This window comes from Aerococcus sp. L_32 (genome assembly GCF_050689315.1).
This window is the reverse complement of sequence record NZ_JBOEQF010000532.1, coordinates 1-1,209: the sequence shown is the minus strand read 5'-3', so window position 1 is coordinate 1,209 and position 1,209 is coordinate 1. Positions and strand designations below refer to the sequence as shown.

The window sequence follows — 1,209 nt, the reverse complement described above, 5'->3', positions numbered from 1 at the left end:
ACGGCACCTTCTTGATGCAAGTACATTTCCTTTTCATAGGCAATGGTGAAGGTGGTTGGTGTATATTTTTCAAACCATTCCATGCCTAGTGAATTGGTAATCCACCTTAAGTAGATAGTGTTGTTTACGTGGTTATTGAGATCGATATCTAAAAACTTTACTTCAAAGCTGTCAACTTTTGATTCATGTGCTACTTCTTTACTTAATCGTTTACGGCGACTCGGTCTTTCTTCTTTTTCAACTTGATACCATTCAGCAACGATTTCTGGAATTCGGACGATTGACCGTTGATTCAAGTCGATTAAGGCGAATGTTGTCTCTGCTTGGGCCAAAACTAGACCGTCACTTGTTTTCAAGGCGTAATGACGCTTGCTGAAAAACTTGTTGTAAGTTGTTGCCTCGGTTTCTGCAATGATATCCTCGTTGTAACGTGGTAAACGATTGATGTCTATTTGATTTTGTGTGATGATCCAAGCCCAACCCTCTTGGTGGAAACCTTCTTTCGCTTCTGGAATCGTCGCTTCTTGATTATTGGATGCAATCAACATGATATCCAAGATAGCAGGAAGTGTCATCTCCCCTAATGCATTACAGTGGTAGTGACGCACTTTGACTGATTCTTGATATAATAAACCCATTCTTTTACCTCCTTGATAGTGTCGAATGTTGATCATTCAATGGACTATCGTCTTAATAACATATTACTCATTATACGGATATTTGATACTTTTAGATAGCAAAAAAGCCTTCACCAGGCTTCCTTGACCCACACGCTTATGAAGGGATTTGTAATTGCCCATAACTACTGTAGAAATGCTTATAAGCTAAGTATACGGCGATCATGGATGTGATTGCAGAAGTCGCAATCATCATAAAATAAATCAAAATCTGATACATAATTGCACTCAAGGGTACCGCACCTGCTAGCATCATCCCAGTCATCATACCTGGTAGCAAGACTAGCCCTACCGTTCTCGCTGTATCAATAGTAGGTTGCAGTGCCCCTCTAATCGCTTCTCTGACAATACCTGTAGAAGCTAATTTAATAGACGCACCTAGGGCCAACTGTTCATTAACTTCTTGTTGTGATTTGGCGAATTCGTTATTCAAATTTCTGAAAGCCAATCCGATAACTGACATGGCATTTCCCACTAACATCCCTGTGATTGGGATGATTTGCGCTGGTACGAATTGAATAGAGCCTGAAAC

Annotated in this window: 2 protein-coding genes; both read right to left on the bottom strand. The window is 40.2% G+C overall.

Annotation, left to right across the window (positions count from 1 at the left end):
- Positions 1–638: acyl-[acyl-carrier-protein] thioesterase (locus tag ACRCJ0_RS14545; protein ID WP_431390916.1), on the bottom strand; the 638-nt coding region annotated here is incomplete at its 3' end.
- Positions 639–774: 136 nt separating this feature from the next.
- On the bottom strand, positions 775–1,209 hold a 435-nt coding region (locus ACRCJ0_RS14540; RefSeq protein ID WP_431390915.1), incomplete at its 5' end, for an ABC transporter permease.